Genomic DNA, 23,391 nt, shown 5'->3' with positions numbered 1-23,391 from the left:
GTAAGGAAAGGCAATTGTGTAGTGGTGCATTTTGACAAAGTGGTTGCATCCGCTTTAAACCGCAAAAATGCGTTTCCGACCGTAGCGAGGAATTGCATTTTTGCCACCCAAATTTTCGGGTCAGGCGACTTTTATCGGGTGGGTGCGGAAATCTTTCAGATTGTGAAAAAATCCCCTGTATTCGGTCATTCCTTTGCGAAACAAGTTCCACAATAACGAACAACCCATTTGTGTCAATGATGAATTGATAAACAAATCTTGGTGTTCCAACGCTTCGGCAAGTGAGCAACTTGGCGTGTTGTCCTCTTGTTCGGATTGCTTCAATAGTTCGCCAAATTCATCGGTAACAAATGGCAGGCTTGCCACCGTTTCGTACTTTTCAGAATTTGGTTGTTTTATCTCTCCGATAGTAGATAGTAGCACTTGTCCTGTATCTTGGCTGTTGCCAAAATCTAACCAATATTTTGGTTCGTCTTGATAATGTCTGCGGTAACTTATTTCTTTAAGAATTTCAGCAACACCAAACCTCGCCTGTACATTATCCACACAAGTAATGGTAATGGTTACCCTTGCTTTTTCGGGTGGTCTGCCAAAATTATCTTTTTCAAATTTTACCGTTTCGGCTTTCCAATTTGTTCCTGCCCAACGGTTACAACGATTGACTAAAGCAACGGATTTGTATAATCCTGTTTCACTTTCTGCAAAACGCTGTCTGCCCAAATTGGCACTCGTGATAACATCATCGTCCCAAAGGCGGACTTGTAACCCTGCGTGTCCCAACGCAATCAAACTTTCGTTTATTTCCATTAAAGCAGTCAATACTTTTGAGCCTGTGCCACCTGCCCCGATAAGGTTTACCGAAATCGGATTGGTAGGATTGAGCAGGTAATTATCTGTAAAATGAACTGCGGTTTTTGCTGTATTCATCACAATAGATTTTTAAGGATTTTGTTGTTCTTTTTCAATACTTCTTTAGGAAAGGGTTTATCGGTATTGATAAGGTCTTTCCAAAGGTTCACAATGTTTTTTTTCGTCAAGTTTTCGCATAATGAATGACTGAAATAGGACTTGAAAAAATAATGTTCCCAAGCCTGTAGAAATTCCTCAACCGAAGCCGAATTTTTAATATCAACACTCACCGTACCCATACAAACATTGCCTTTCTCGTAGATATTGAAGTAAGGTGCGTAATGCAATGGCGTTTTCTCGGTGGGTCTTCTGTCGCTTGCCAAAGCAAATAACGTAAGACTGCTTTTGCTTGCCAACCAAAGCATTGGCGGTACTTGTGCCATTCCGCTGGGTATGCCCAAACTATCCACAAAATACAGTTTCCGTTGCTGTGTTTTGGTGTACCAAAGTACCGTACCTTTTTCCGCATTTGGATTGATGTGTAAGATATTGGTCGGCAAAATTCCTTTTGGTTTTAAAAAAGCTTGGTTCTTTTCTTCATCGGTCTGTAAGGACTTTGCTAAAATATTGGCTTCTTTTACAGTTAATGGATGGGCATTGATAGGCGTTCCGTTGATGTCCATATCAAAATGCTCAACATACATATCGTTTTCAGTTCCTTTGGTTTCATAGAAAACCAAAGCAGATTTCGGATGGTACAATGTGCCAAAATGGTCTGTTATATCTGTTGTTGTATTCATTTTTCTATCGTTTTGTATTCGTATAATATTCCACTCAAATCATTCAATAAACCAAACAAACGGTTCTCAAAATCAAGATTGGCTGTTGGTATTTCGCTTCCGTCAAATCGCTTGGAAATAGTAGGTTCTTCCATTGCTCCGTACTCGTTAAATTCATTGTTGATGGTATCTGAAAGGCTTTCGTATAACCAGCCTCTGGTATCTGCAATAAATGAAATGTACTTTTCCATTCCGATTACTTCATTTTCGTCATCATCATAAGGGTCTTTTTCGGGCAATGTTGCGTTGCTGAAAATAGTGGTGTTCGGATATTCTGTACAAAGGGCAAACGCATTACAAGCCACTTGCCAACATTCCTTGTCGAACATATCAACACTTTTAAATCGGTTCAAACGCTGTTCAAATACCTTTAGATTAGTTCGATTAAATAGCTTTTGTTCTATTCTATCGCCAATGTATTCGGCATTTCTCAACTCACGTTTGTAACTTTCCGTTTCGTCCGTTTTCTCGTCCTGTTCCACCCAATCTTTGTGCATTTCATATAACCAATACAGATAGCTGTCTTCCTGTCTGTAATACGGCACATCGGCAATATGGTACAGATAACTACATACTGATAATAGAAGCGGTGCAGTCTTTTTACGCTTCGGGTCTTTGAGCATTTGAAATAGTGGTATAATTGGAATATAATACAAGGTCGTACCCACATTGTACCTTTCCTCGCTTACGAAAAAGGTTTTCTTACTGTCCTGTACCAATTTGAAACTATCCCAATTTTTGTTGGTACGTTTTACTTTGGTTTCCATATCCCACATAGCCAATACGATATTGTAGGGAAAACCAAAATCCTTGGTCTGTGTTGCCTCAATGTTGTAATGCTCGGCAAGTTGGGAAAGGGACTTGTAAAAATCCCTCTCCGTTTTCTGACAAGCCTGTACGGATTTTGCTGTTTTCAGTTTTGGCAGAAACGTACACTTTAGAATACCATTGGTAGCATTGCTATTGGTACGGATTTCTGCTTGTCTTTCTGCACTTGGTTTGCGTCCTTTGGTCTTTGTAGCCAATTGGCGAACTCGCCCAACTGTCGGTGCAATTGCCGTTGTCGTTTCTGTTCGGGTATGCTGATAGTTCCCGATATGATGTTGCGTTGCATAATTCATTGTTTTAAAATTTTGGTTTAACCTTTCGTTCCCATTACGCTCTCAAATTTGTACTCGACTGCATCGTCTTTTATCTGCGGTGCAGATGCTTTTGCCGTAGTCAAAATCGGGTACATATTGGCGTAAAAATTCATTACGGCTTCCACGCTCCAACGTGGTTCGGGGTCGGTCAGTCTTATGTCCTGTCCTTTATCTTTGAGTATAAAAACTCTTTCTAATTGCGTTGCTAATAACATAATGTTCTGTTTTAATGATTACTATTCTTTTCATCTTCGTCTGTTTCATCAATAGGATAATCGGCAGTAATTTCTTGCTCTATTGGTGGTTCGGGTTTTGCTTCGTCCATTGCTCCGAAAAGGCTCGGTGTTGCGAATTTGTCGGATAATGCTATTTTGCGTTTGCGTATCTCGTCTGCTTTTTCGGGAAACTCCGTTATATCGGGAACTTTTATCCACGCTTCACGGAATTTGCCCTCTTTCTCCAACTCGTCCGCCTTTGCCATTGCATCTTTAAACTTCTTGTCTTTGACTTCTTTTTCTTTTTTCTCTTTTTCGGTTTTTGCTTTCTCGATTGCCGATTGTGCTTTGGCTTCATCAAGTTGCTTTTGAAATTTCTCCATATCCACCATTAAGCCCGATACCTTTTGTATAGGTGTGGTTATCTGCTCAAAAAATCCCTCGTCAAACTCCTGGGGTGTGGCGTTAAAGGTCAATGGTGGAATTAGATTTTTTGCACTATCTCCGCATTGTTCGTTATTGAGCAATACTGTTACAATTAGGTTGCTTTCTATTCCTTTTGAAATGTTCAGTTGTAATACTCCTGTAAAGTCCAACTGCTGTATCTGATTGAAAAAATTGGTGTTCATCGTTCTTAAATTTTAATTGTTATTACTTTTTTCTTTTTTAAGTTTCTCGTGCATATCTGCCCAATATTCCTGTCTTTCCTTGTCTGTTTCTGTTGGTGGGTGGTGCTGATATTCTTTATACCAACCTGTTTGTTGAATAGCTTTTATGAGGTCGGTAACTTCAATCCAATTCCCTTTTTTATCTATGATTTTCATCGTACTTGGCTTTAAGTGTTATTTGCTGATTTCCGCTATTTGGTCAATCCTGCCATAAATGATACTTCTAAGACTTGTTTTATCGGGAGCGTTGTATTCTGCCCAACTACCGTACTGCTTTACGATATAGGATTTTAAAACATCCTCAAATCCAAAGCGATAACCCATAAGCGGTACAGCTCTTTTGAAATAGGCGTTTCGGTTTACTGCTTCTGCAAGCCAATTTTTTTCGGCTCGGTTCAATTTTTCGCCTTTGTTCAGTTTTTCCCTTAATAAGTAAACCTTTGCATTTTGCAGGGTTGCCAATTCGGGTACATCGTGGCGTACAAACTTTGTGGCTATTATTGTTACTATTTCCATTGCGGTAGATTTTAAGGTTGCTGATTTTTGATTTTTCGTTCCAACAAGGTTTCCAATATCTCGTAATCACTTTCGTAAATTTCTCCTTCGAAATGGTAGGTGTCCGTTTCTTCATCAAACCCGTATTGTTCAAAATCTTCGTCTTCCAAATAAATATCTGTGAGTAGCTTGTCATAAAATGTTGCCCTACCATATATAAGATTGCCCATTTCTTCATAATCCTGTGTAAAGTTCACTTCGTAATGTTCCGCTATCTTTTGAATTACTTCTATATTGGGCGACCATTTTGTTTCATACTGAAATTGCCCTTCATCGCCTTCATTCCAATAGATATTGAAGAAATAACCACCATTATTTTTAGAAATAAATTCGGGTAGTTGCCCTTCTTCGGTTTTTTCTTCCTTTTCCTTCATTGATTGAAAAAGTTCCTGTATTGCTGTGATTGTTTCGGGTTTCCCCTCGAATACAACTGTATTACTGCACCAATTTGCCATAACTTTTGTTTTTAGTAGGCTACCACCGATTAAAGCGGTAGCCTGTTGTTATTTAATTAAGGTTTAGGATTTCTGCACCATCTAAAGCAAAACCATTACACAATTCAAATGCTTTCTGTGATTTGAGTTGAGCAGTGCCACCCAATACAATGCTCTGCAACTTGGCTTCATCATTCTTGTAATTTCTTACGTTCTGATAGTAACCTGTAACCGCATTATAAGCTCCGAACAATGTTCCTTTTGTCGTATCCATTTGTTGGGTGTCGCTTATCATTGCGTATGCAAAAGCATCTTCAACGGTGTTTTTGAACACGGTGGAAATTTCATCTTCTGCACCTTTTTTGATAAGGTCAAGCGTTTCCTTATTCGGGCAAAGTGCCAATTGGATTAGCTTTTTAACCTCTTGGTCCGTTACCTTTACTTTTGCCCATTCGTTGAAAATACTCTCCAATTGATTGCTTAATGTGTTGGCAAGTCCCATAATCTTGTGAGCGTTCTCGATACGTTGTTTTGCTCCCGAAGTGTGTTTGATACGAACAACATTGGTCATACTGCGTAAAGATGCATTCAGCGTGTTTTGGCAAACAATACGGATAGGCGTAAATGCGGCTGTGATGCTTCCGCTACCATCGTGCGAAGTGGTAAGGAAAATGTACTTTTCTGTAACATCATCGCCATTGCCTACACGAATATAATCGGGCAATTTGGCTGTAATAAAAATGCGTTCTCCGTTGCCTATTGCTCCTGCGGTTTCGTACAGAATGCCCTCGTCACCGCCTACAATAGCATCAAAGAAATTAAAGGCTTCACGGTTTTGTACGATATGGTAATCCTTACCGACTACGCCCAATACGGCATTGTTATCGGTGCGTATGTTGGCGAAATAGTTAGGTACTTCCAATTCGCTACTGCCTATCTCTATACCGTTGGTGGTTTCGATAATGCCCGAACCTTTGGTAAATAGTGGGGATTTTACGACTTCGTAATCTAATCCTGCGTGTTTGATAGCTTCCTCGCTTGTTGGGTATTGCTCCACGATTTGCCCTAAACCGTGCCACGCTTTTTGCTGAACGCTGAAAAATGAATAACGTCCTGTTCTCTCGTTGAAATTGATATTATGTGCCATAATGTTTAAAATTTTGATATAAAAAATGGATTGAATGTTCTTGATTAAAATGGAAGGTCGTCTTCTGTACCTTTTCCTGCTGTACTGTTGTTTCCTGTTTGTGCAGTAGCTTGTACGCTTTCGGTTCTCTTACTACCTCCGTGCAATTTGATTTGTGAGGTGTGGAAATTCAGACCTGCTCTTGGCTCTCCATCATTACCTGTCCACGCTCTTGTACTTACTCGTCCCGATAGTTCTACCAAAGTGCCTTTTGTGAGTAGCTTGGCTACATTCGGGGTTATCCAATAGGAGCAGTCGAAATAGGTTGTTTGCTCTATGCGTTCGCCTTGCTTGTTACGGTAGCTGTCGTTGGTCGCTACTGAAAAATTTACTACTTGTTTGTCCTGTGACGTTGTGCGTACTTCCGCATCCCTTGTCAGTCTTCCTGTGATGTTCATATTCTTTAATTTTTAGTTATTGATTTTGATTTTTTTTAGATTTATTCGGCAATGAGAGGAGGTGCTGTTTCGTTTCATTACCATTTCCAATGTTTTTAATTTTCGTATCTGACATTTTTTTTATTCGTTTAAAGAGCCGGAGTATGCTATGTTTCGTTTCACGAGCATAAAAGGTTCGTGTTTAGCATCACCAAGGTTTTGGAAAAAAATACTACCCAACGGGTGGAGATTATTTTCCAAACTTGCTTGACCTTTGTGATGCGTTAAGAACACGGAAATACCTTTGCTCTTGAAATGGGACAAAAAGCATACGGGTCTTTGGATAAAAATGAATGTGGAAGCTAAGAAGATGGCATTGAGAAATGGTTTACAGTGAATTGAAATAACACTTCCAATTCGCTGAATTTTTAAAACACTTTTTTAAAGCGGTGGGGCTATCAAAGCCACACTAATAGAGGATTAAAAAATTGTATTTGTGTGGGAGGCGTAGATGGCAACATTTTTTAATCTTCTGTTCCAGAAGTAGCCGAAAAGCTCTTTTACAGAAAGGGAATAGCAGAGCGAAGTAAATGTGCTTTGGCTATAAAATATGGGCATAAAAAAAGCAGAACCGTTAAGTTCTGCTCGTAATTATCAAATTGTGATTAACTATATAACCTGTAAAAACGCTTCTTCAATCTCCTTAAATTTAGGAGCTACCAAATCCATATCCTTACTAATCTTTTGGCTGGTAATTTTAGCATAAATCTGTGTAGTAGAAATATTTTTATGCCCCATCATTTTACTAAGGCTTTCAAGGGGAACACCTTCTGTCAAAAACATCGTTCCAAATGTGTGTCTTGCGGTGTGAAAAGTTACTTTTTGTTCTGTAATAATTTTAGCTTTTTCAATTAATTTGCCAATGTGAGTATTGCAGGTTACATTGGTTGGAACTGGAAAGATAAACTCATTACGAGTGCTACCGAGGTATTTTTCTATGATACGTTTTGGGATTTCCATTAACCGAACATTAGAAGCAATATCTGATTTTTTTCTTCTGCTGATGATCCATTGATGGCCATCGAAGAAAGACTGAATATTGTTCCTTGTTAGTTTTTTAATATCCGCATAAGCAAGTCCGGTAAAACAACTGAAAATAAAAAGATCTTTTACAAGCTCATACCGTGGGTGGGGCGGTGCACACATCATCAGTTTTTCTACATCTTCTTTAAGAATATAACCCCTGTCGGTTTCTTCCATATTAATTTCATAATCTTGAAACGGATTATCACGTATCAAACCTTTTTTTATAGCCAATTCTACCAGACTTAGTACGGGCATCGTGTAAACCCAAACCGTATTATGTGTAGATTGTAAATCGTACCGAAGATAAAAATCGAATTCCCTAATAAAATCTCCAGTCAATTCCCGAAAGGCCATATCATCACGATGATAGCGTTCTTTGATAAAAGTGGTAAGATGATTATAAACCGTGATGTACTTGTTGTAGGTGCTTTGTGAACGTTCTTCCTTGTCAACCAATTTTTTAAAATCCTCATTTTTATCGTTAAAGACTTTTAGAATTGCATCATCCATTACACCAACACCCAAGAATGAGAGCTTTACTTTTTGGGAAGTAGCAAAGCCCTCGTGTTTCAGCATATCTTCATAAATTTTGTCGATACGCCCACGTATGTTATCCAACTTTTTATTAATATTTAAAGCTGTTGCGCTTTTGCCCTCAACTCTTCCATATTTTAGATCCCAATTGCTAGGGTCAATTTCTAACTTTGTCCCAAAAGTTTTAGGTGTTCCGTCAATGGTAATACGTGCCATAATTGGAGCATTACCATTTTTTTTTAGTTCGTTCTTTTTCAAGTAGAAAAGCAGTTTGAACGTTGATTTTTTTGTCTGCGTCATAACTCAAATGTTTAATGTTTAAAATTAATTTACATTGAGTTACAAGGAAATATAAAAATAAGTGCAAAACACTGAAATATAACCGTTTAAACTAATAAGGAACCTCTATTAATCGGTAACGAATTAGTAACTTAACTTTGTCATTTCAAACCCAAAACCTATCAGACACCGAGTTCCAAATAAAGACTACTTCTTTATAAAACATTGTATAGCAACGGATTTAATCGTTTTGCTTAACTTTGCTTTTTACTAATCTTTTTTAATTAAAATATTCAAACCGTTCAAATTTTATATTTGGGCGGTTTTTTTTTATTAAATTTATTAAAAATTAAAAAATATGATTGATAGTTTTTCAAAAAGTTTAATTGTAAAAGGTACTTTTGATATTTCAAAATCTGAAACAAATTATAAGGGTTCAATTTCTAAAGATGATGGCGAAAAAATGCTGGAAGATGAAATGAAAACACTTCGTCTTTTGCAAGAAAAATTCTATGCAGATGGAAGCCAATCTTTATTAATAGTTATTCAAGCGATGGATGCCGCTGGGAAAGATTCTTTAATAGAGCATGTTTTTGGTGGTATTAATCCCCAAGGTTGTGAAGTAACGAGTTTCAAAACGCCTACTTCAAAAGATTATTCGCATGATTTTCTTTGGCGGCATTATTTAGCATTACCGCAAAAAGGAAAAATCGGAATTTTCAATCGTTCGCATTATGAAAGTGTTTTGATTTGCAAAGTGCATCCTGCATTTAATTTAAGCGAAAAAGTTTGGGATAATGTGGAGGATTTTGATGATAAATTTTGGAAAAACCGATATGAAAGTATCCGCAATTTCGAAAAACACCTTGCCCAAAATGGCACAAAAATTATAAAATTTTTCCTTCATGTTTCTTTAGATGAGCAAAAACAAAGATTTCTAGACCGCATTAATGAAGAAGATAAAAATTGGAAATTTGGTTTGGGAGATATGAAAGAACGCGCATTGTGGGACGATTATCAAAAAGCTTATGAAGATGCGATCAACGAGACTTCTAAAGATTATGCACCGTGGTATGTTTTGCCAGCCGACAGCAAATGGTTTACGAGATTGGCGGCACTTCAAATTATCATAGAAAATTTAGAAGAAATGGATTTGAAATTTCCAACATTATCAAATACAGAATTGGGCGAACTGGAAGTGGCAAAATTAAATTTGGAAAGTGAATAGAATGAGTGTTCGGAAAGCATTTTTGCAATTTTTGAAGTTATTTGTAATATTTTTACTAGTAGGAACTTTAGGAGGAATAATAAAATATTTCTTAAAATACCAAGAAGTTACGGCTCCAATAATTGATGTTTTTACAACGATTATCTCTTATTTTTTGTTTTTTAAATATATCTTAAAACAAGAAACAGATATACAGGTTAAAGCAAGTTTTCGTTTAATAAGTGACAACTTAATTTTTCCAATTATCTTAATTGCTATTGGTTTAGAGTTTTTTGAAAAACCATTGTTTGATATGTACGATAAAATTTTTGTACCAAAAGAATTCTTGAATATTTTTAAGCATACTAAAAATGTAGAATTGAATATTTCTTTAATTTTCTCTCTAATTTCATCATTAGTAGTTGCGCCGATTTTTGAAGAAATAATATTTAGAAAATATTTACTTGGCAATTTGCTAAAAGAGAATTCCGTTCAAAAAGCAATACTATTTTCAAGTATATGTTTTTCACTTTTTCATTTTCCAAATTTCAGAAATCTTTTACCGACTTTTATATTTGGAGTAATTGCTGGATACATTTATGTAAAGACCAAAAATATAACTTACACCTTAGTTTTTCATTTTGTTGTAAATTTAATTGTTTCGCTTATAAGATTTTATGGAGCGACATTAATAGAAAATTTAACCAATCTTCATTTTAATATTTTTTATTGGTTAATTACGACTTTCGGGGGAATAATTTTAATCTATTTCGGCATAAAATTTTTCAATAAGAATTTAGGGAAAGTAGAAATTGAATCATCGAATTGAAAAAAAACCACGAGAAAAACGATAAGCCGGATTCTGTTTCCAAAATAAATTGAACGCCTGTTATTTATCTACATCGTACATTGCTGCAAGACTTTAGCTGTTTACCCCTCGATTTTCGGAGCGAGCAACTCCTATTTTAGACGAATCTAAAAGCATCGATATACTTAACATTGCACCGCAAAGAGTTTACCTGGTTTCACTATAAATTAATATACATACTTTCTGTTGCACTTGTCCTGATCTCGCGACCGACGGCTGTTAGCCGCTTTGCTGCTCTCTGGTGTCCGGACTTTCCTATTCCAAAATAAATTGAAATCAACAAGCTGTTTTTCTCATGGACGGCAAAGATATAAAAATTTTAAAAGGATGAAGTATGAGTTTTGAAGTATGAGTTATGAAGTATGAGTTATGAAGTATGAATTATGAAGTATTAAATAATTACAAAAAAAATCCTGACAATATTTGCCAGGATTCTTTTAATTTTGTCTAACGTCTAACATCTAACATCTAACATCTAACATCTAACATCTAACATCTATTTCTTGCCTTGCGCTTTCTGTTGTTCCTGCGCTTTCTCCATCATTTCTCGCATTCTTTTTTGAAATTTTCCTTCTTTTTTCGGCTCTTTTTGTTTGTTTGCCTGTATTTGTGCATGTATTTTTTTCTCGTCTAAAATCCAATATTTAATTACCAAGATGATGACAATGTTAATTGCATTCGAAACGAAATAATACCAAGATAAACCAGATGCCGATGTGTTTAAAAAGAATAAAAACGTTACAGGGAAAATATACATTAGAACCTTCATGTTTGGCATTCCAGGTTGCGTTGGTTGCTGCATATTACCAGAAGTAAGGATAGTGTAAATTAAAATTACAATGGTACACGCAATAGCGAAAATACTTAAATGTTCTCCAATAAATGGAATATTGAAGGGTAATTTTATCACATCATCATAAGCCGTTAAATCTTTTGCAAACCAGAAACTTTGCCCACGCAAATCCAGATTATTAGGAAAAAATCGAAAAAGCGCATAAAAAATCGGAATTTGCAAGACCGCCGGGAGACATCCCGCCATCTGATTGACGCCCGCTTTCTTATAAACAGCCATCGTTGCTTGCTGTTTTTTCATGGCGTCTGCATCTTTATATTTTGCGTTTACTTCATCTATTTCTGGACGAATAACACGCATCATCGCGCTCAATTTATGTTGCTTAAACATCACAGGCGACAAAATAATTTTTGTAATAATCGTCATTAAAAATATCACCCAACCCGCAGCAATTCCCCAAGAGGTAAGCAAATTATAAATCGGGATGAAAAAATGTCGGTTTAAAGTGCCAATAAATGACCATCCAAGCGGGATAATTTCATCAAAGTTTTTATCGTAAGATTTTAATAATTTTAGATCCATCGGTACAAAATACCAAGTGAAATCTTGATTCAGTTCGTTACCAGCCATTTTTACTTGTCCGTCAAAGGTGAATTTCTTCAAAAATTCGCCTTCTTTTATGGGGTCTTGGTTTCCTTTAGAATTTGTAAAACCACTGTTCGCTTCTATAATTGCGCCGAAAAACTGTTGTTTCACAGCGATCCAATTCAAAGTTTCCTTCGGTTCTTCCATGGTGGTGCGACCATCATAATCGTTCGATTTATAATTATTAAATGCGTAGGAAAATTCTGTATGCGTTTCTTCTTGTGAGCGGCCTTTCTCTGCACCACGAACGGTGTAATCCCAAGTGAAATCTGCTTTTCCGTCATTTACAATTTGTGCTAAACCTTGCGTTTTTACTTTAAAACCAATAGCATATTTTTCGTTTAAAGTATAAATAAACTGAATGATTGCGCCATTAATGTTGGATTGCATCGTCACAGTATTTCCCTTTACACTTGGGCTGAAAACCATATCTTTGGTATTGAACACTTTCCCAGTTTTGTCTTTAAACTGGAAACCATAAGATGCATTGTTTTTATTAAACAAATAAAGTGGATCTGTATCTTTATCTGTTTTTTTATTATAGGCTTTAAATTTAAGCAATTCAACAGAAGAAATTTGCCCGCCCAAACTAGAAAACTGAACATTTAGTAAGTCATTTTTAAGGCTTACCGTTTTTATGGAATCCTGATTTATTTGCGGATTGATGTTCTGAACTTCTGATGGTTTTATCTCCGCTTGTTCGGTTTTTACCGGTTCTTTTGCTTTACTGGTCGCTGTTTCTTTCGCTTGTTTTGTTTGAAAGTAAAACATAAAACCGAATAATACTAATGAAAAAAGGACAAAACTGATGATTTGGTTTTTATCGAGGCCGTTATTTTGTTGCATTTTGTTTGTTTGATGATGGAATTGTGCACGATTTTGCACGTACTTTTTCCAATAATTTTTGGCTGCAAAATTACTATTTTTATTTTAATATTTTGCAATCAATAAAAATTGTGAAATTGCAAACCACAAAGCCAAGAAAAATTTATTGTATCTTTTTTAATGAAATCTTTGTGGTTTACAAAAAATTACTTTGTAGAAACCGCTTTTATGAAAGCAGAAAATAAAGGATGCGGATTGGCAACCGTACTTTTGTATTCCGGATGGTATTGCACGCCGATATAGAATGGATGGTCTTTTAACTCAATGGTTTCTACTAAATCGGTTTCCGGGTTTGTTCCAGAAGCGATGAAATTATTTTTTTCAAAGATTTCTTTATATTCACTATTAAATTCATATCTATGGCGGTGCCGTTCAGAAATCGTTCTGCTGCCATAAATTTCACTTAATTTCGAGCCATTTTTCAAAGTACATTTCCACGCGCCAAGTCTCATTGTGCCACCTTTTTCTACCACATTTTTTTGTTCCTCCATTAAAGCAATCACAGGTTCGGGCGTTCCCGTGTCGAATTCTACACTATTTGCTTGGGATAAATTCAAAACATTTCTGGCAAATTCTATGGTCATAATCTGCATTCCGAGGCAAATTCCCAAAAGTGGTATTTTATTTTCGCGCGCATATTTTGCGGCTAAAATTTTTCCTTCAATTCCTCGGTCGCCAAATCCCGGCGCAATCAGCATTCCATCAACGCCTTTCAGTTCTTTAACAATATTATCTTCTAATAAATCACCAGAGTAAACCCATCTAATTTTTACTTCAGTTTCTTGCGCTGCACCTGCGTGTATAAAAGATTCTGTGATAGATTTATAAGAGTCCTGCAATTTCACATATTTTCCAATCAAAGCAATTTCTACCGTTTTTTTCGGATGTTTGTATTTTTTCAAAAATTCTTTCCAGTTTTTGAGGTCGGCTTCTTGCTCTGTTTTTAAATTTAAAGTTTTAAGAACAACATCATCAAAATCTTGTTTTTGCAGATAAAGTGGGACTTCATAAATGGTTTCCAAATCCATACATTCTATAACATTTTCCAATGAAACATTGCAAAATTGCGCCAGTTTTGCCCGTTGTTCTTTTGGTATTTTATGTTCAGTTCTGCACACCAAAACATCTGCTTGAATGCCACTTTCCATTAATTGACGAACGGAATGTTGTGAAGGTTTTGTTTTTAACTCTCCACTTGCCGCCAAAAAAGGCAATAAAGTTAAATGAATCACCATAGAATTATGCTCGCCCAATTCCCATTTCAGTTGTCGTACAGATTCTATATAAGGAAGCGATTCTATATCACCGACAGTTCCACCAATTTCGGTGATGATAATATCGTAATTTTTCTTGGCTAAAATTTTAATTCTTCGCTTAATTTCGTTTGTAATATGCGGAATAACTTGAACGGTTTTTCCTAAAAAATCACCTTTTCGTTCTTTATCGATGACGGTTTGGTAAATTTTTCCGGTCGTTACATTGTTGTTTTGCGAGGTTGGGGAATTTAGAAATCTTTCATAATGTCCCAAATCTAAATCAGTTTCTGCGCCATCTTCCGTAACGTAGCATTCGCCGTGTTCATAAGGATTTAGTGTTCCTGGATCAATGTTAATATAAGGATCTAATTTTTGAATGGTGACGTTAAAACCGCGTTGTTTTAGTAGAAGTCCGAGAGAAGCAGATACAATTCCTTTTCCCAAAGAAGACGTTACACCGCCAGTTACGAAGATGTATTTCGTTTGTTTTTTGCTCATTAGTTTAGGTTTGCGCAAAGTTAAACTATCTGGTTTGATTGGCAAATCTGAACGGGATTTAATTTTAATTTTTTTATTAGAAAACATTTATAGCAAATCCCTCGCAGCCGCAATTGCCATTTCTCGGGTCGGGCTTTCCGTTGCAATCTTTTTTCCAGCCGCTCTATTCTTATATTTTATATTTGCCCTCGCAAAAAAGGATTTCCACTTCAATCCCTTTTGCGGTGTATGTGTAAAACAAAACTTTATTTTAAAAACAATATAAAATCTGTGTATATCCGTGAAATCTGTTCGCTATCAATAATGAAAATTTTCGTTTGTGAATTTATAATCTGCCTAATCTGGTAAATCAGCGAGCAGTAATTTTCGCAATTATTTCAAAATCTCATTCAAAAACATCAAAGTATGTTGCCACGCTCTTTTTGCCATGGTTTCATTATAATCTGGCGATTCTGGATTAGTGAAAGTGTGTTTTGAATTGGCATAAGTAATCATTTGCCAATCGGTTTTCCCCACATTTAATTCTGTTGTAAGTGCTGCCAAAACTTCTTGCGTTACACCGCGATCATCTGCGCCATTTTCCACCAAAACTTTTGTTGTAATTGCTGTGTTTTCTCTTGCTGCATCTTTAGAAAGTCCGCCGTGGATGGAAACAATTCCTACAACCGGTAAATTCCCTCTTGCGGCTTCCAAAGCGCCTGTTCCGCCAAAACAGAAACCAATTACGGCAATTTTATCAGGGTTTGCGCCCGCTTTTTTCAATTGTTCCAAAGCCAAAAAAATTCTTTGCTGGTAGGCTTTGTAATCACTCTTATATTTTCCTGCAATTTTTGCCGCAGAAGCATTATCTGTAGGAATATTTCCTTCACCATAAATATCAGCAACAAAAGCAATGTAGCCTGCTTTTTCTAGTTCTAAAGCGGTGTTTTTTGCTTCATCGTCAATGCCTTTCCAAGCGGGAAGAACTAAAACGCCTGGTAAATTTTTCCCTGAGTTTGAAGTGACAAAACCATTTAATTTTTGAGTTCCGTCATTATAAGAAACAGGTTTTAGTGTTTGTGCCATTGTAAATTGGATGGTTATAAATAAGGCAATTAAAGTAGATGATAATTTCATAAAGTTTTTGATTTATTAGAGATTAAAATTAGACTTTATAAATATAAGGTTTTAATTTTCAATTTTTTTTAAATTTATATAAAATTAAATCGATGAGAAATGCCATTTTACTTTTTATTTTAATTGTAATTTTTAACAGTTGCGAGAGTACAAATTATCCATCAAATAGAGTGTTTAATACAAATAATTCTTCATTTTATACTGAAAAAAATGAATTTGAAGCTTTAATGCAAAAAGACAAATTAGACAGAAACCAAAGAAGTGCAGCAGTTGTCACTCAATTAATAAACGACAGTCCGAGCGATAAAGTGGCCGCACTTGTTTTTGAAAATACTACTAATTGCAATATTATTGTTAGAATTTATGGTACAAAAAATTATACTTTGCCTATTTATAAACACGATAAAAATTATCTAATTGTTGATAAAGGTAATTATACTTTCACTTCTAATTTCTGTGATTCTAAATACAAAAGCCAAAAAAATATTGTGGAAAGTTTGACGGTAACTTTGTCTGAAAGGTAGAAAAATCAGTAAGAGTAGAGATGCTATTTATCGCGTCTCAACGGTAAATATTATGGATAAAAAATTTCGAAATAAATATCGAATTTCATCAGTACGTTTGCAATCTTGGGATTATTCTGCAAACGGCGCTTATTTTTTAACCATTTGCACCGCAAATCGAGAGAATTATTTCGGGAAAGTAGTAAATGGCGAAATGATTTTAAATGATTTAGGATTAATAGCACAAAACATTTGGTTAGAAATTCCTGTTCAATTTCCGTTTGTGGAATTGGGAAATTTCGTCATAATGCCCAATCACATTCACGGGATTTTAATCATAAATAATAAACCCGTAGAAACGCGATTTATCGCGTGTCAAATAGAATCAGAAGAAAAAGTAATTCAAAAAAAAGGCGGAATCACAGGAATTAAAAATCCAATGTTGCATCAAAATATTTCCACAATAATTAGGTGGTATAAAGGAAGATGTACATTTGAAATCAATAAAATTTCGTCTGGTTTTAAATGGCAACCGAGATTTTATGATCATATTATAAGAAATAGCAAATCATTTGAAAATATTCAAAAATATATAGAAAATAATCCAGAAAATTGGGATAATGATTCGTTAAAATAACCGTAGAAACGCGATTCATCGCGTTTTCGGTTCATCGCGTTTTCGGTTAATTTTGTTTAATATCTAATTTAATTAAAATCAAAATGCGCTGAATCGTTATTTAATAAAAGGTGATCTTGTTTGTTTTAATTGAAACTCAATCTTATTTAATTGAAACGCGATAAATCGCGTTTCTACCGAAAAAATTTTTTACATCATTTTTTTTTCCGCAATTTTGTAATCTATGGCAAAAATAAAAACCGCGTTCATCTGTCAAAACTGTGGCACCAATTATTCGCAATGGATGGGGCAATGCAAAGCCTGTGGCGAATGGAATACTTTGGTGGAAGAAATTATCGAGAAATCGCCGCGTTCTACTTATGATATTTTGGGTTCTGGGAAACAGAAAATCGTTAATATTATTGATGTAGAAACTGGCGCAGAACAAAGAATTTCTACACCTTCAGAAGAACTAAATCGTGTTTTAGGCGGCGGAATTGTTTTGGGTTCAGTCACATTAATTGGCGGCGAACCCGGAATCGGAAAATCAACTTTATTATTGCAAATCGCACTAAAAATGCGAAAAAAAGTGCTTTACGTTTCTGGTGAAGAAAGTGCTTCGCAAATAAAAATGCGCGCTGATAGATTAACAGAAATTCACCAAGAAAACTGTTTTCTTTACACGGAAACTTCGGTAGAGAAAATTTTAACGGAAGCCAAAAAATTAAAACCAAATTTTGTAATTATAGATTCTATTCAAACTTTGCAAAGTCAATTGATTGAAAGTTCGCCGGGAACAGTGTCGCAAATCAGAGAATGTTCTTCCGAAATTATAAAATTCGCAAAAGATACCGGAACTCCAGTTTTTTTAGTTGGGCACATCACAAAAGACGGGCAAATTGCCGGCCCAAAAGTTTTGGAACACATGGTTGATGTGGTTTTAAATTTTGACGGAGACAGAAATCACATGTTTAGATTATTAAGAGCAAATAAAAATAGATTTGGTTCTACCGCAGAAATCGGGATTTATGAAATGGTTTCACAAGGTTTACGAGAAATAAAAAATCCGTCGGAACTTTTAATTACGAAAAAATTTGAAGAACTTTCTGGGAACGCAGTTGCCGTAACTTTAGAAGGAAATCGCCCGATGTTATTAGAAATTCAAGCGTTGGTAAGTTCGGCGGTTTATGGAACGCCGCAGAGAAGTTCTACGGGTTTTGATGGAAAAAGATTAAATATGCTTTTGGCGGTTTTAGAAAAAAGAGCAGGTTTTATGCTCGGTGCAAAAGATGTTTTTTTAAATATTACAGGCGGAATTAAAACTGATGATCCCGCTTTGGATTTAGCTGTAATTGCTGCCATTCTTTCAAGCAATGAAGATGTTGCAATTTCTGAAAAATTTTGTTTCGCGGGTGAAATTGGCTTGAGTGGCGAGATAAGACCGGTTCCGCAAATTGAGCAAAGGATTTCGGAGGCAGAAAAATTGGGTTATGATAAAATATTTGTGTCTGGTTTAAATAAAATTGCCAAGAAGAAATTGGGAATTGTAGTGGAATTGGTAAATAAAATAGAAGAATTTCACGAGAAATTAATTTAAAAAAATAATTGTAGAATTAAAAAATAATCGTATTTTTGCAAACCAAAATGAGATGTAAACTATGTTAATAATTCCAGTAAAAGATGGCGAAGCTATCGATAGAGCCCTTAAAAAATACAAACGAAAATTTGATAAAACAGGGACAGTTAGAGCTTTGAGAAGCCGTCAACAATTTAACAAACCTTCTGTTGTAAAAAGACAAGCCAATTTAAAAGCGGCGCACAAACAAAGATTAATCAGCAAGGAAGAGCAAGGATAGAAATCCTAGGTTTTTACCTTTTTAACATAAAATCACTTCTTAAATTACTATATTTGAGGAGTGATTTTTTTTGCTTATGATTCAGAAGTTTTTAGATTATTTATTGGTAGAAAAACGCTATTCGCCTCTCACAGTGAAAAGTTATGCTAAAGATTTGGCCGATTTTCAAACGTTTATATTAAAAACAGAAAATTCAGAAAATCTACTTGAAGTTTCAAAAAAAGTAGTTCGCAATTTTGTAGTTGAACTTTCGTCACAAAATTATTCTAAACGCAGCATCAATCGTAAAATTTCCGCTTTAAAATCTTTGTATCTCTTTTTATTAAAAGTAGGAGATATTTCGATCAATCCGATGGAAAGTATTTCATTATTAAAATTTTATCCCGAAAAGCAAATTCCGATGTCTTTGGAAGAGATGGAGAATTTGGAAAAGGTTTTTGGAAAGTCCCAAGACTTGCTAAAAGAATGTATTGTTGAATTGCTCTATCAAACTGGTATCAGAAAAGCAGAATTATGCAATCTTCTTTTGAAAAATGTGGATTTTAATAAAGGGGAAATTTTAGTATCAGGAAAGGGGAACAAAATAAGAATCGTTCCCATTAGTGAAAAACTGGGAAATAAATTGCGACATTACCTAGAGGCAGAAAGAAAGGCATTGATAGATAGCGAGATGTATTTTTTTGTGAGTAAAAAGGGTAAAAAACTAAATGAAAAGTTTGTCTATTCAGTGGTAAATTTCTATCTTGGTCTTGTAACTTTAAAGAAGAAAAAAAGTCCACACATACTTCGGCATACTTTTGCGACGCAGGTTTTAGAAAACGGCGCAGAGATTAGCAAAGTAAAAAAAATATTAGGACACAGCAGTTTGGCTTCTACACAAGTTTACACCTCGGCAAATATTGAGCAATTAAAAAAAGTATTAAATGCATCACATCCGAGAGCAAAAAAGCAAGATAAATAAATTAATTTTAACCAAAATTTATTAAAATGAAAATACACGTAAAATCATTAGGATTAACTCCGCATGCACCACTTGAAGAGCATTTACAAAAAAAACTAAATAAATTAGAGACTTATTATGATAAAATAATAGATTGCAAAGTGTTTTTGAAGGTAGAAAATAGTTCAGAAAAAGAGAATAAAACGGCTGAAATTATAGTAGGTGTTCCAGGTGATGATATAGTTGTAAAGAAGACCAGCGCAAGTTTTGAAGAGAGTTTGGATCTATGTGCTGAAGTTGCTAAAAAACTGTTAATCAAGAAAAAAGAATTGGCTTAAAAAAAAAATTAAAAAAATATTAGAAAAAATTTGTAGATTTCAAAATAACTATCTTATATTTGCACTCGCAAAAACAGATAAGAAGTTCATTAAAATCTTTGCCTCCGTAGCTCAGCTGGCTAGAGCAGCTGATTTGTAATCAGCAGGTCGTGGGTTCGAGTCCCTCTGGAGGCTCAATAAAATAAAGGATAGCGGGGAGATACTCAAGCGGCCAACGAGGACTGACTGTAACTCAGTTGTGAAAACTTCGCAGGTTCGAATCCTGCTCTCCCCACTTTTTTTATTAATTGGATTTATCTTTAAATTTGCGAAACGTATATCAATATTTTTGGAAACAAAAATTGCGGAAGTAGCTCAGTTGGTAGAGCGTCAGCCTTCCAAGCTGAATGTCGCGAGTTCGACCCTCGTCTTCCGCTCCAAGGAAAATCACAAAAGTTTGTTCGTTTGTGATTTTTTTATTTTTTGCCGACTTAGCTCAGAGGTAGAGTGCTTCCTTGGTAAGGAAGAGGTCACGGGTTCAATTCCCGTAGTTGGCTCTAATTTTTAGAAATTCTTGGTTTGTATTAAGGATTTTTTATGCAAATTATTTTAAGGGAGATTTTGGTTTTCATTTCTTTAAAAAAATTCGTAAATTTGCACTTCTAATTTTTTCGGCTATAGTACAATTTGGTGGGTTTGACTGTTAAAAAGTTATTAAATTAAAGTAAATAATTTTTTTTATTCAAAATTTCACTATATTTGCGCACTGAAAAAATCAAATAAATTAATAAAATAATAAATATTTAAATCATGGCAAAGGAAACGTTTAATCGTAACAAACCCCACTTGAACATTGGTACTATTGGTCACGTTGACCATGGTAAAACTACACTTACTGCAGCAATCAGTAAAGTATTATCTGAGAAAGGATTCGGAACTGCAAGAGATTTCTCTTCTATCGATTCTGCTCCAGAAGAAAAAGAAAGAGGTATTACAATCAATACTGCTCACATTGAGTATGAAACTGCAAATAGACATTACGCTCACGTTGACTGTCCAGGTCACGCGGATTATGTAAAAAACATGGTAACTGGTGCTGCGCAAATGGACGGCGCAATTTTAGTAGTTGCGGCTACTGATGGCCCAATGCCACAAACAAGAGAGCACATCTTGCTTTGTCGTCAAGTAAACGTACCTAACGTTTTAGTATTCATGAATAAAGTGGATATGGTAGATGATGAAGAATTATTAGAATTAGTAGAAATGGAAGTAAGAGATCTTCTTTCTTCTTACGATTATGATGGTGATAACACACCAGTTATTCAAGGTTCTGCTTTAGGTGGTCTTAATGGAGATCCAAAATGGGTTGCAAAAATAGAAGAATTGATGGATGCAGTTGATTCTTGGATTGAACTTCCTGTGAGAGATCAAGATAAACCATTCTTAATGCCAATTGAAGATGTATTCTCTATTACTGGTCGTGGTACTGTTGCTACTGGTAGAATCGAATCAGGTGTTATCAATACTGGAGATGCTGTAGATATCGTAGGTATGGGTGATGAAAAATTAACTTCTACAATTACAGGTGTTGAAATGTTCCGTAAAATTTTGGATAGAGGTGAAGCGGGAGATAACGTTGGTTTATTGTTAAGAGGTATTGAGAAAACTGAAATTAAAAGAGGTATGGTTATTGCGAAAGCAGGATCTGTAACTCCGCATAAAAAATTCAAAGCAGAGGTTTACGTTCTTTCAAAAGAAGAAGGTGGTCGTCACACACCATTCCACAACAAATATCGTCCACAGTTCTATGTAAGAACTACAGACGTTACAGGTGAGATTTTCTTACCAGAAGGTGTAGAAATGGTAATGCCAGGCGATAACTTAACTATTACTGTTGAATTATTACAACCAATCGCTCTTAACGTAGGTCTTAGATTTGCAATCAGAGAAGGAGGTAGAACAGTTGGTGCAGGACAGGTAACTGAAATCCTAGACTAATTAAAATTAAATAAAAAATGTTCCGCAGGGAAACTTGCGGAATTTTTTTAATCTACGGGCATCGTCCAATGGTAGGATACCGGTCTCCAAAACCGTTGATCAGGGTTCGAATCCTTGTGCCCGTGCAAAATATTATTATGAGTTCATTAATAGATTTTATAAAAGGTTCTTATACCGAATTTACCACCAAAGTAGAGTGGCCAAAATGGGCAGAATTGCAATCTTCTACCGTAGTAGTTGCTGTAACATCTGTGCTATTAGCCCTATTTACTTTTGCTGTAGATACTGGTTTTAGTACGATAATCAAAAATGCGGTAGGCAGTTTGATTAATATGTTTAATTAATAATATTAATTTCCTAAAGAAATGAGTGAAACAAATTGGTACGTCCTAAAATCCATTAGCGGGCAAGAAAATAAGGTGAAAACCTATATCGAAAACGAAATGAAAAGATTGGGGTTCGAAAACGACGTTACCCAAGTTGTCATTCCAATGGAAAAGGTAATCCAAATGCGTAATGGCAAAAAGGTGCCAAAAGAAAAACCGTATTATCCAGGTTACTTAATGGTGGAAGCCAATTTAGTCGGAGAAATCCCTCACATTATAAAAAATATCCCGGGTGTAATTTCTTTTTTAAGTTTAACCAAAGGTGGAGATCCTGTACCGATGCGCAAATCTGAAGTTAACAGAATGCTTGGTAGAATGGATGAACTTTCTGAGTTTGCTGTAGATATGGATATTCCTTTTATTGTAGGAGACAGCGTCAAAGTAACAGACGGGCCTTTCAACGGATTTAACGGAACAGTAGAAAAAATACACGAAGACAAGAAAAAAATTGAAGTTTCGGTAATGATTTTCGGAAGAAAAACACCAATGGAACTTAGTTTTATGCAAGTAGAAAAAGTTTAAATTTTTTCTTTAAAATATAGCAAAACCACTCTTTTAAAGAGTGGTTTTTTAGTTGAAATACCAAAATGATGGTTTATTTTTAGTCTAAAATAGTTTTTTTTTCCTTTAAGTGATGTGTTTCGAAATTTTTCTAACTTTTTGAAGTTAAATTCCATTAATGAAGTTGTATTTATTTAAAAATTTAAAATGTACTGCTTTTTTATCGCTACTTTTTTTGTAATTCTATTTAAAATTAATATAATTTATCTTGTATAATAGAAAAAAAATCTTAATTTTGCAGTCCGAAATGTAGAGTTGCCAGATGAGAGGTAATCTGCAGATTTATAAATGCTTCCACATTCATAAATTATTAATTTTTTAAAAAAATAAAATGGCTAAAAAAGTCTTTAAAATGGTGAAACTCCAGGTGAAAGGTGGCGCTGCTAATCCTTCACCACCAGTTGGTCCCGCTTTGGGTTCCGCTGGTGTAAACATCATGGAGTTTTGTAAACAGTTTAATGCAAGAACGCAAGATAAACCAGGGCAAGTTTTACCAGTTTCAATTACAGTATTCGAGGATAAATCTTTCGAGTTTATTATTAAAACACCTCCTGCTGCAATTCAATTGTTAGAAGCGTCTAAGCAAAAAAAAGGTTCAGGCGAACCAAATCGTGTAAAGATTGGTACAGTATCTTGGGCGCAAGTTCAAAAAATTGCTGAAGATAAAATGAGTGATCTTAATTGTTTCACAATAGATTCAGCACTTACAATGGTGGCAGGAACCGCAAGATCTATGGGTTTAAGAGTAACAGGAACGAAACCAACTAACGCTTAAAACTAAT

General features: G+C 35.2%; 27 protein-coding genes, 5 tRNA genes and 1 other RNA gene. 18 read left to right on the top strand and 15 right to left on the bottom strand.

The genetic code is table 11. The annotated features are described in order from the left end of the window. Window positions 1-120 precede the first annotated feature (120 nt). Genes C4S29_RS09260 through C4S29_RS09250 form a run of 3 tightly spaced genes read right to left on the bottom strand, consistent with a single transcriptional unit; the run spans window position 121 to window position 2,455 of the window. The gene (locus C4S29_RS09260) at window positions 121-927 is read right to left on the bottom strand and encodes a PRTRC system ThiF family protein (RefSeq protein ID WP_003002489.1); all 807 of its coding nucleotides are present in this window, start codon (window positions 925-927) and stop codon (window positions 121-123) included. Further along, entirely contained in the window at window positions 927-1,649 is a 723-nt protein-coding gene (locus tag C4S29_RS09255; protein ID WP_003002491.1) for a hypothetical protein, read from the bottom strand. The genes C4S29_RS09260 and C4S29_RS09255 overlap by 1 nt, the downstream gene beginning before the upstream one ends. Further along, window positions 1,646-2,455 carry a hypothetical protein gene (locus C4S29_RS09250; protein WP_317045075.1) on the bottom strand — a complete coding sequence of 270 codons (810 nt, stop codon included), beginning with the start codon at window positions 2,453-2,455 and terminating at the stop codon, window positions 1,646-1,648. The genes C4S29_RS09255 and C4S29_RS09250 overlap by 4 nt, the downstream gene beginning before the upstream one ends. A 181-nt stretch (window positions 2,456-2,636) precedes the next feature. Here C4S29_RS09250 and C4S29_RS15040 point away from each other — a divergent pair, with 181 nt between their 5' ends. Then, window positions 2,637-2,774 carry a hypothetical protein gene (locus C4S29_RS15040; RefSeq protein ID WP_317045074.1) on the top strand — a complete coding sequence of 46 codons (138 nt, stop codon included), beginning with the start codon at window positions 2,637-2,639 and terminating at the stop codon, window positions 2,772-2,774. Between the two features lie 52 nt (window positions 2,775-2,826). Here C4S29_RS15040 and C4S29_RS09245 read toward each other — a convergent pair whose 3' ends face one another. The 8 genes from C4S29_RS09245 to C4S29_RS09210 all read right to left on the bottom strand — a co-directional run bounded on the left by C4S29_RS09245 (window position 2,827) and on the right by C4S29_RS09210 (window position 8,185). Further along, window positions 2,827-3,045 carry a PRTRC system protein C gene (locus tag C4S29_RS09245; RefSeq protein ID WP_002978317.1) on the bottom strand — a complete coding sequence of 73 codons (219 nt, stop codon included), beginning with the start codon at window positions 3,043-3,045 and terminating at the stop codon, window positions 2,827-2,829. An 11-nt stretch (window positions 3,046-3,056) separates the two neighbouring features. After that, window positions 3,057-3,674, bottom strand: coding sequence for a PRTRC system protein E (locus tag C4S29_RS09240; RefSeq protein ID WP_003002497.1), 618 nt, complete (start codon window positions 3,672-3,674; stop codon window positions 3,057-3,059). A 12-nt stretch (window positions 3,675-3,686) separates the two neighbouring features. Beyond that, entirely contained in the window at window positions 3,687-3,869 is a 183-nt protein-coding gene (locus C4S29_RS09235) for a hypothetical protein (RefSeq protein ID WP_003002500.1), read from the bottom strand. An 18-nt stretch (window positions 3,870-3,887) separates the two neighbouring features. Then, on the bottom strand, window positions 3,888-4,229 hold the full coding sequence (locus C4S29_RS09230; RefSeq protein ID WP_034736795.1) for a hypothetical protein: 342 nt from the start codon (window positions 4,227-4,229) through the stop codon (window positions 3,888-3,890). 11 nt (window positions 4,230-4,240) lie between these two features. After that, a complete protein-coding gene (locus tag C4S29_RS09225) occupies window positions 4,241-4,723 on the bottom strand; it encodes a DUF1281 family ferredoxin-like fold protein (protein WP_003002504.1) in 483 nt (160 codons plus the stop codon). Window positions 4,724-4,775: 52 nt separating this feature from the next. Then, window positions 4,776-5,849: a DUF932 domain-containing protein gene (locus C4S29_RS09220; RefSeq protein WP_003002508.1), complete on the bottom strand. Its 1,074-nt coding sequence runs from the start codon at window positions 5,847-5,849 to the stop codon at window positions 4,776-4,778. Between the two features lie 44 nt (window positions 5,850-5,893). Continuing rightward, window positions 5,894-6,286, bottom strand: coding sequence for a single-stranded DNA-binding protein (locus C4S29_RS09215; RefSeq protein WP_003002511.1), 393 nt, complete (start codon window positions 6,284-6,286; stop codon window positions 5,894-5,896). Between the two features lie 648 nt (window positions 6,287-6,934). Beyond that, complete coding sequence (locus C4S29_RS09210) at window positions 6,935-8,185, bottom strand: site-specific integrase (protein ID WP_003002515.1); 1,251 nt, start codon at window positions 8,183-8,185, stop codon at window positions 6,935-6,937. A gap of 337 nt (window positions 8,186-8,522) precedes the next feature. Here C4S29_RS09210 and C4S29_RS09205 point away from each other — a divergent pair, with 337 nt between their 5' ends. Both C4S29_RS09205 and C4S29_RS09200 read left to right on the top strand, forming a co-directional pair. Next, a complete protein-coding gene (locus C4S29_RS09205) occupies window positions 8,523-9,392 on the top strand; it encodes a PPK2 family polyphosphate kinase (RefSeq protein WP_103913852.1) in 870 nt (289 codons plus the stop codon). Between the two features lies 1 nt (window position 9,393). Further along, entirely contained in the window at window positions 9,394-10,200 is an 807-nt protein-coding gene (locus tag C4S29_RS09200) for a CPBP family intramembrane glutamic endopeptidase (RefSeq protein WP_103913851.1), read from the top strand. Between the two features lie 6 nt (window positions 10,201-10,206). Here C4S29_RS09200 and rnpB read toward each other — a convergent pair. The 4 genes from rnpB to C4S29_RS09180 all read right to left on the bottom strand — a co-directional run bounded on the left by rnpB (window position 10,207) and on the right by C4S29_RS09180 (window position 15,432). Beyond that, window positions 10,207-10,535: RNase P RNA component class A (gene rnpB / locus C4S29_RS09195), an RNA gene on the bottom strand. Between the two features lie 200 nt (window positions 10,536-10,735). Then, window positions 10,736-12,523, bottom strand: coding sequence for a membrane protein insertase YidC (gene yidC / locus C4S29_RS09190; RefSeq protein ID WP_103913942.1), 1,788 nt, complete (start codon window positions 12,521-12,523; stop codon window positions 10,736-10,738). Between the two features lie 185 nt (window positions 12,524-12,708). Next, the gene (locus C4S29_RS09185; RefSeq protein WP_103913941.1) at window positions 12,709-14,316 is read right to left on the bottom strand and encodes a CTP synthase; all 1,608 of its coding nucleotides are present in this window, start codon (window positions 14,314-14,316) and stop codon (window positions 12,709-12,711) included. A 372-nt stretch (window positions 14,317-14,688) separates the two neighbouring features. Further along, window positions 14,689-15,432: a dienelactone hydrolase family protein gene (locus tag C4S29_RS09180; protein ID WP_103913850.1), complete on the bottom strand. Its 744-nt coding sequence runs from the start codon at window positions 15,430-15,432 to the stop codon at window positions 14,689-14,691. Between the two features lie 92 nt (window positions 15,433-15,524). Between C4S29_RS09180 and C4S29_RS09175 the strand changes: the two genes are divergently transcribed. The 15 genes from C4S29_RS09175 to rplK all read left to right on the top strand — a co-directional run bounded on the left by C4S29_RS09175 (window position 15,525) and on the right by rplK (window position 23,384). Continuing rightward, on the top strand, window positions 15,525-15,956 hold the full coding sequence (locus tag C4S29_RS09175) for a DUF6759 domain-containing protein (RefSeq protein WP_103913849.1): 432 nt from the start codon (window positions 15,525-15,527) through the stop codon (window positions 15,954-15,956). A 52-nt stretch (window positions 15,957-16,008) separates the two neighbouring features. Beyond that, window positions 16,009-16,572, top strand: coding sequence for a transposase (locus C4S29_RS09170; RefSeq protein WP_103913848.1), 564 nt, complete (start codon window positions 16,009-16,011; stop codon window positions 16,570-16,572). Between the two features lie 223 nt (window positions 16,573-16,795). Beyond that, window positions 16,796-18,148: a DNA repair protein RadA gene (gene radA / locus C4S29_RS09165; protein ID WP_103913847.1), complete on the top strand. Its 1,353-nt coding sequence runs from the start codon at window positions 16,796-16,798 to the stop codon at window positions 18,146-18,148. A 61-nt stretch (window positions 18,149-18,209) separates the two neighbouring features. Continuing rightward, on the top strand, window positions 18,210-18,407 hold the full coding sequence (gene rpsU / locus C4S29_RS09160; protein ID WP_103913846.1) for a 30S ribosomal protein S21: 198 nt from the start codon (window positions 18,210-18,212) through the stop codon (window positions 18,405-18,407). Between the two features lie 76 nt (window positions 18,408-18,483). Further along, complete coding sequence (locus tag C4S29_RS09155) at window positions 18,484-19,368, top strand: tyrosine-type recombinase/integrase (RefSeq protein ID WP_103913845.1); 885 nt, start codon at window positions 18,484-18,486, stop codon at window positions 19,366-19,368. A gap of 26 nt (window positions 19,369-19,394) precedes the next feature. Beyond that, on the top strand, window positions 19,395-19,685 hold the full coding sequence (locus tag C4S29_RS09150; RefSeq protein ID WP_103913844.1) for an HPF/RaiA family ribosome-associated protein: 291 nt from the start codon (window positions 19,395-19,397) through the stop codon (window positions 19,683-19,685). Window positions 19,686-19,785: 100 nt separating this feature from the next. Next, window positions 19,786-19,859: transfer RNA gene (locus C4S29_RS09145), tRNA-Thr, on the top strand. A 19-nt stretch (window positions 19,860-19,878) separates the two neighbouring features. Next, window positions 19,879-19,959 (top strand) — tRNA-Tyr (locus C4S29_RS09140). 69 nt (window positions 19,960-20,028) lie between these two features. Next, a tRNA-Gly gene (locus C4S29_RS09135) sits at window positions 20,029-20,104 on the top strand. Window positions 20,105-20,149: 45 nt separating this feature from the next. Next, a tRNA-Thr gene (locus tag C4S29_RS09130) sits at window positions 20,150-20,221 on the top strand. A gap of 253 nt (window positions 20,222-20,474) precedes the next feature. After that, window positions 20,475-21,662, top strand: a complete 1,188-nt coding sequence (gene tuf, locus C4S29_RS09125) for an elongation factor Tu (protein ID WP_103913843.1) — start codon at window positions 20,475-20,477, stop codon at window positions 21,660-21,662. A 54-nt stretch (window positions 21,663-21,716) separates the two neighbouring features. Continuing rightward, a tRNA-Trp gene (locus C4S29_RS09120) sits at window positions 21,717-21,787 on the top strand. Between the two features lie 12 nt (window positions 21,788-21,799). Next, window positions 21,800-22,006, top strand: a complete 207-nt coding sequence (secE, locus tag C4S29_RS09115; protein ID WP_103913842.1) for a preprotein translocase subunit SecE — start codon at window positions 21,800-21,802, stop codon at window positions 22,004-22,006. Window positions 22,007-22,027: 21 nt separating this feature from the next. Beyond that, window positions 22,028-22,570 (top strand): transcription termination/antitermination protein NusG, encoded by a 543-nt coding sequence (nusG, locus tag C4S29_RS09110; RefSeq protein ID WP_103913841.1) that lies wholly within the window; start codon window positions 22,028-22,030, stop codon window positions 22,568-22,570. Window positions 22,571-22,940: 370 nt separating this feature from the next. Continuing rightward, window positions 22,941-23,384 (top strand): 50S ribosomal protein L11, encoded by a 444-nt coding sequence (gene rplK, locus C4S29_RS09105; protein ID WP_103913840.1) that lies wholly within the window; start codon window positions 22,941-22,943, stop codon window positions 23,382-23,384. Window positions 23,385-23,391: the final 7 nt, after the last annotated feature.

This window comes from Halpernia humi, from assembly GCF_900108025.1.
Taxonomy (GTDB): Bacteria; Bacteroidota; Bacteroidia; order Flavobacteriales; family Weeksellaceae; genus Halpernia; species Halpernia humi.
The sequence above is the reverse complement of the archived record's forward strand: the minus strand, read 5'-3'. Positions and strand labels throughout refer to the sequence as shown.